This window comes from Mesorhizobium sp. WSM4935 (assembly GCF_029625735.1).
Classification (GTDB): domain Bacteria; phylum Pseudomonadota; class Alphaproteobacteria; order Rhizobiales; family Rhizobiaceae; genus Mesorhizobium.
This window is the reverse complement of record NZ_JARTVR010000040.1, coordinates 1-1176: the sequence shown is the minus strand read 5'-3', so window position 1 is coordinate 1176 and position 1176 is coordinate 1. Positions and strand designations below refer to the sequence as shown.

Annotated in this window: 1 pseudogene; it reads left to right on the top strand. The window is 64.2% G+C overall.

Annotation, left to right across the window (positions count from 1 at the left end):
* Positions 1-1153: pseudogene (locus P9273_RS31985) on the top strand (IS5 family transposase); the annotation flags it as partial.
* Positions 1154-1176 lie beyond the last annotated feature (23 nt).

The following is a 1176-nucleotide window of genomic DNA, read 5'->3' as shown; positions in this document are numbered from 1 at the left end:
GCGGGGCTGGCGATCCTCAAGCACACCTTCAACCTGTCGGATGAGGTGCTGTGCGAGCGCTGGGTGGAGAACCCTTATTTCCAGTATCTCACCGGCGAGACGTTCTTTTGCCATACGCTGCCGTTCGACCGCTCCTCGATGACGCGTTGGCGCAGCCGTATGGGCGAGGAGCGGATTATGGTGCTGTTGCAGGAGAGCCTCAGCCTCGCGGTCAAGACCGGGGCGATGAAACCGGCCGACACGCGCCAGGTGATCGTCGACACCACCGTGCAGCCGAAGAACGTCATGTTCCCGACCGACGCCAAGCTCATCCATCGGGCACGCGAACGGCTGGTGCGGCTGGCCAAGAGGACGGGTCTCCATTTGCGCCAGAGTTATGTGCGGGTCGGCAAGCTGGCGCTGATCAGCCACCAGCGCTATGCCCACGCCAAGCAGTTCAAGCGGGCCAACAAGGCGCTACGCAAGCTCAAGACCTATCTCGGCCGGACCATTCGCGACATTGGTCGCCAGATCGCCGGCGATCAGGGGCTGGACGCTGTTCAAATGGCCGCTCTACCAGGCCGCCACCGTTCTCGAGCAACGCCAGCGCCAGCGCGGCCGCAAGATCTACAGCCTGCACGCACACGAGGTGGAATGCATCGGCAAGGGCAAGGCGCATGCGCCCTACGAGTTCGGGGTGAAGGTGTCGGTGGCCACCACGCTGAAGCGCTCCAGGGGCGGCCAGTTCGCCCTGCATGCAAAAGCACTGCCCGGCAATCCCTATGACGGCCACACGCTGGCAAGCGTCATCCCCGACATGGAAAAGACCATCGGCAACGAGATCGGCCGCATCCTCGCCGACGCCGGCTATCGCGGCCACAACGCACCGCAGAGCCACAAGCTCAGGGTCTTCACCGCGGGCCAGAAACGCCGCGTCACCCCAGCCATCAAGCGCCAGATGCGACGGCGGTCGGCGGTCGAGCCCGTCATCGGCCACATCAAGAGCGAACACAGAATGGGCCGCAACTACCTCGCCGGCCAGCAGGGCGACACCCTCAACGCCATCCTGGCCGCCGCCGGCTACAACTTCTCCCTCCTGCTCAGGTGGCTGAAGGGGTTTTTGTCGCTCTTGATTGCCCTGCTTCAAATCCGGCCGAAGCCGGTCGCCGCTTAGGGCTCGGATTGTTCACGGTCGAC